This is a genomic window from Moorena sp. SIO3B2 (assembly GCF_010692525.1).
GTDB classification, from domain to species: Bacteria; Cyanobacteriota; Cyanobacteriia; order Cyanobacteriales; family Coleofasciculaceae; genus Moorena; species Moorena producens.
Window position 1 is genome coordinate 51,466 of the sequence record NZ_JAAHHE010000016.1, and the last position, 4,879, is coordinate 56,344.

At 44.5% G+C, this 4,879-nt stretch carries 5 protein-coding genes; all 5 read left to right on the forward strand.

The features are described from left to right. Nucleotides 1-570 (forward strand): gamma-glutamyltransferase (locus F6K38_RS05685; RefSeq protein ID WP_287356261.1); only part of this gene is annotated, 570 nt, incomplete at its 5' end. 4 nt (nucleotides 571-574) lie between these two features. Continuing rightward, a complete protein-coding gene (locus tag F6K38_RS05690; RefSeq protein WP_287356263.1) occupies nucleotides 575-1,444 on the forward strand; it encodes a WD40 repeat domain-containing protein in 870 nt (289 codons plus the stop codon). Next, nucleotides 1,354-1,752, forward strand: coding sequence for a WD40 repeat domain-containing protein (locus F6K38_RS05695; protein WP_071986889.1), 399 nt, complete (start codon nucleotides 1,354-1,356; stop codon nucleotides 1,750-1,752). Before F6K38_RS05690 ends, F6K38_RS05695 begins: the two co-directional genes overlap by 91 nt. 1,028 nt (nucleotides 1,753-2,780) lie before the next feature. Continuing rightward, nucleotides 2,781-3,197 carry a helix-turn-helix domain-containing protein gene (locus tag F6K38_RS05700; protein ID WP_008184895.1) on the forward strand — a complete coding sequence of 139 codons (417 nt, stop codon included), beginning with the start codon at nucleotides 2,781-2,783 and terminating at the stop codon, nucleotides 3,195-3,197. Between the two features lie 337 nt (nucleotides 3,198-3,534). Continuing rightward, a partial coding sequence (locus F6K38_RS05705; protein WP_287356265.1) for an aminotransferase class I/II-fold pyridoxal phosphate-dependent enzyme occupies nucleotides 3,535-4,879 on the forward strand: 1,345 nt, incomplete at its 3' end.

Sequence of the window (4,879 nt, forward strand, 5' to 3'; positions counted from 1 at the left end):
TTAGCAAAACCCGGTTTACCCAAAGGTGGCACAGTTTATCTAGCAGCAGCAGATGGGGAATTAATGGTATCCTTTATCCAATCAAACTTTCAAGGCTTTGGGAGTGGGATTGTTATTCCTGGCACTGGGATTGCCTTGCAAAACCGAGCCTTAGGGTTTACCCCAGAATCCGGTCATCCTAATCAAGTCGCACCAGGTAAGCGGTCATATCATACCATTATTCCCGGTTTTCTGACTCAAAATGGTCAACCTCTAGGACCCTTTGGAGTTATGGGAGGTCCCATGCAGCCTCAGGGACATTTACAGGTAGTGGTTAATCTGGCAGATTACGGGATGAATCCTCAAGCTGCTCTAGATGCCCCCAGATGGAGATTTGTGGATGGGTCACAAGTCCTGTTGGAACAGAGTGTACCCCGTCATATTGCTCTGGAGCTAGCTGAGATGGGTCATGATATTCAGGTTATGGCAGATAGCATAAACTTTGGTAAAGGTCAAGTAATCTTGCGTCAGTCAGGGGTTTTGGTAGCGGCATCTGAACCCCGTGGTGATGGATTAGCGTTAGCAGGGTGAAGGGGTGATCACAATCCAACAGATGTTTAGAAAAATATTAATAGCGCTGTTGGCTATATCAGGACTTACCCATTGCCCCCTAAATCCCCCAAACTTGGGGGACTTTGAGAGTAGTCCCCCCCAGCGAGGGATTGCTCGCTGGGGGGTTAGGGGGGCAAAACCAACTAAACTTCGTAAGTCATATATATCTAGCACTACAGTTATCTTAACTATGGCTACAGGGATAGTCTATCCGGTAACCATAGGACGCTCAAATGCTCAACAACCATTGCTAGCCCAGTCTTGGCAAGAGGCTCAGCTGACTCAACTTATTTCAGGTCATCGCTCAGATGTCAATTCTCTCGCTATTAGTCCAGATAGCCAAACCCTAATTAGTAGCAGTAAAGACAAAACCATCAAGTTCTGGAATCTAAGGGATGGTAGGCTACAGAGGACGGTCAAAGGGTTTACGAGAACGCCAAGTTCTGTGGTAATCAGTGCAGATGGTAAACGTCTCGCTGCTGCAACAGAAAGACAAATAAATATCTGGAACCTAGAAACTGGAGCACCACCTCGTACCTTGAAAGGACATACGGGTATAGTCAGATCAATAGCAATTAGTCCCGATGGCAAAATCCTAGTAAGTGGCTCTCCTGACAAGACTGTGATGGTGTGGGATGTCCTCACTGGCAAAAGTTTAGGCACCATTACCGAGCATTCCGACTGGGTTACTGCTGTTGCCATTAGTCCCGATGGAAAACATTTGGTTAGTGCCAGTGGCGGGTCAGATCGTTCTATCAAGATTTGGGATTTGTCTTCCCTAGAATTGCGGCAAACCATCTCAAAACAACCCAGATTTATGATATTGCCATTAGTGAAGATAGCAACATCCTAGTTGCTAGTGTTGATAAAACCGTCAAGTTGTGGGATATCAACAGTGGCGAAGAATTAGCTATCCTCGAAAGTCACTCCGCACCAATTCTTACCATTGCCATTAGTTCCGATGGCAAAACTATCGCTAGTGCTGGCAGTGATAAAACTATCAAGGTGTGGGATGTAGAGAGTAGACAATTGCTGCGCACTCTATCTGGACATGATGGCTGGGTTTGGTCAGTTGCCATTAGTCCAGATGGAAACACTCTAGTTAGTGGTGGGGAGGATGGTACGATCAGAATTTGGTCGTTAGTTAGTCAATCCCAATAGTCTTGAACAGGGAATTTAGAATTTAGAATTTAGAATTTAGAATTTATTGCGTAGGGTGCGTTAGGGGCGGGCTCGCCCTGATGTTCAACACCGAGCGCCAGTATTGGGATAGCCCGCACCGTAACGCACCACCAAGTAGAATTTAGAATTTAGAATCGGGGGAAGAGTAAGGAGCAAGATTGTAGGGTGGGCAAAAATACTTTGGTTCAAATGAGTATTAATGATTAGATTACTTTGCCCACCCTACTTTAATTGGTATTTGTCTTACTTGTCGGGTGGGCAAAAATAGTTTGGTTCCAATGAGTATTAATGATGAGATTACTTTGCCCACCCTACTTTAATTGGTATTTGTCTTACTTGTCGGGTGGGCAAAAACAGTTTGGTTCCAATGAGTATTAATAATTAGATGGCTTTGCCCACCCTACTTTAATTAGTGGGCAAAAACAGTTTGGTTCCAATGAGTATTAATGATGAGATGGCTTTGCCCACCCTACTTTAATTAGTATTTTTTTTTCACTTGAGTCGAACAGACCAAGGTTTGATCACCTACGGAATCAGTCGATTGCGACAGTGCAATAGTTATTATTTCCCAAAGTTGGATTTACCAACTTGATAGGGTCATCAATCTCATTTTTGGAATAGCAGTAATCAGTATCAAGGTAAGATCATCCACTGACCGAATTGATGGTGACAGTGCAATAGTTCTTATGTCTCCAAGTTCGATTTACCAACAAGATAGTGCGAGGGTAAGCATTTTTCCTATATCAGTCATCAGTATCAAGCCTTGAACAACCACTAACTCAATCTATTGCTACAGTACAATAGTTTTTCTGTACTCAAGTTCCATTCATACCTAGCACTTTCTTCCCACCTCCCCACACTTACCCTATTTACAGCACTTACCCTATTTATTTACAGCACTCATAGTATTTTACATTGCTACAGTGCAATAGTTTTTATTAACCCTTGCATTATCAATAAAATTATGCTATTATAAAAAATATCGTAAACGCAATGGTTAAGCCTTCATGATGATTTCCACCGCACAAGCCGCCAATTTACTAGGTGTTTCCGCCAGTCGCGTCCGTTACCTTCTGGGCAAAGGCAGAGTCAAAGGAGCCTATAAAGTGGGTAGAACTTGGGTGATTCCTTTGTTTGATGGCATGCCAGTGGTCACTCCCGGCACTCGCGGACCAAAGCGGAACTGGTCAAAGCGTACAAATTACACTCCTGCGGTGATTCACGTTAACCAGAAAGTGATTCGCCAAAATCTCAAGACCGGAGAGCGCAACCCTGTGATTACCGTAAAACGAGGGTCTAAAAACACTTATGGTCATACCGTGGAAGTCAATGGACCATGTAGAGTAATGTATCGTCCTGATAATCCCTTACATTGTGGCGCAAGGGTGTGGATAGAGACTATCTCTGATTTTAAAGTGATCTGAAACGTCTAAGCTATCAGTTATCCGGACTTCCGGACATGATATAAATTAAAAATTATCGATATCCTGGTTATCGATCAGTAACCAATTGATCCAAGCCAGTATCTAGCAGTGTATGGACGCTTTAGTTGATTTTTCGTTACTAGCAATAAACGGAATTTAAAAAGCTAGTGAGTCAGTAATAGTTGAGATCATTAACTGACCAATTCCTTTATAGTCTGATGAAGGAGATGGCTTTTCACGATTCCCCTAGTCCACTGGTTTTTAATCCCTGGTTGCCTCACAAAGGGGTTTAAAATTGGCGCGATTTTCGATAAGCTAGAGCCATTGGGAAAAATTTGTGAACAATCGACCACCTTCTCAGGAAAAGACACCTTTATTGGACGCTCTGCGGGCATCAGCCCACAAGCCCCATGCTGCCTTTTATGCACCAGGACACAAACAAGGCAACGGAATACCTGAGCCATTAGCTGATTTGCTGGGAAAATCAGTATTTCGGGCTGATTTGCCAGAATTACCGGAGTTAGATAATCTTTTTGCTCCAGAAGGGGTAATCCAAGAAGCCCAAGACCTAGCAGCAGCAGCCTTTGGTGCTAACAAAACTTGGTTCTTGGTCAACGGTTCCACCTGTGGGGTGATGGCTGCTATAGTAGCCACCTGCTATACCGGGGAGAAAATCCTATTACCGCGCAATATCCACCAATCCGCGATCGCAGGATTAGTCTTGTGTGGTGCTATCCCGATCTTTATTAACCCCGAGTACGACCCATCAACTGACGTAGTTTATAGCATCACCCCAACTGCAGTTAACCAAGCCCTGACTGAGCATCCGGACACCAAAGCGGTGATGATGGTCTATCCAACCTATCAAGGAATCTGTGGTGACATAAAAGCGATCGCTAAAATAGTTCACCAACATAATATTCCCCTACTGGTGGATGAAGCCCATGGACCTCACTTTGCCTTCCATCCCGATTTACCCCTGGATGCCCTATCAGCCGGAGCCGATTTAACCGTACAATCAACTCATAAAGTACTCGGTGCCATGACTCAGGCATCGATGTTGCACATTCAGGGTAATCGCATCGATCCTCAGCGGTTGAGTAAAGCATTACAGCTAGTTCAATCCACCAGCCCCAGTTACTTACTACTTGCTTCCCTAGATGCCGCACGACAACAAATGGCACTCCATGGAGAACGACTCATGAGTCGTACCTTGCAGCTAGCCCAGGATGCCAGGAGTAAAATCAGCAAAATTCCTCGATTATCAGTTTTAGAACCAATAAAACCCCTAACATTCCAATCCCTAGACCCAACTCGCTTAACCGTAAGAGTGACCGAATTAGGATTAAGCGGATTTGAAGCCGATGAAATTCTTCATCAACAGCTCGGTGTCACAGCGGAGTTACCAACACTTCAACACTTAACCTTTATCATTAGCCTAGGCAATACCCAAACCGATATTCAGCAACTTGTACAAGCTTTCACCAAACTTGCCCAAAATCATGACAATTCCTCCACCGAGCAACCTGCCTTATGTAACCTACAACCTGCAACCTGCAATCTCCAACCGTTACTCTCCCCCCGTGAAGCCTTCTTTGCTCCCACCCAAACCCTACCGGTAACGGAAACCATAAACCGGATCAGTGCGGAATTAATCTGTCCCTATCCACCAGGAATACCAG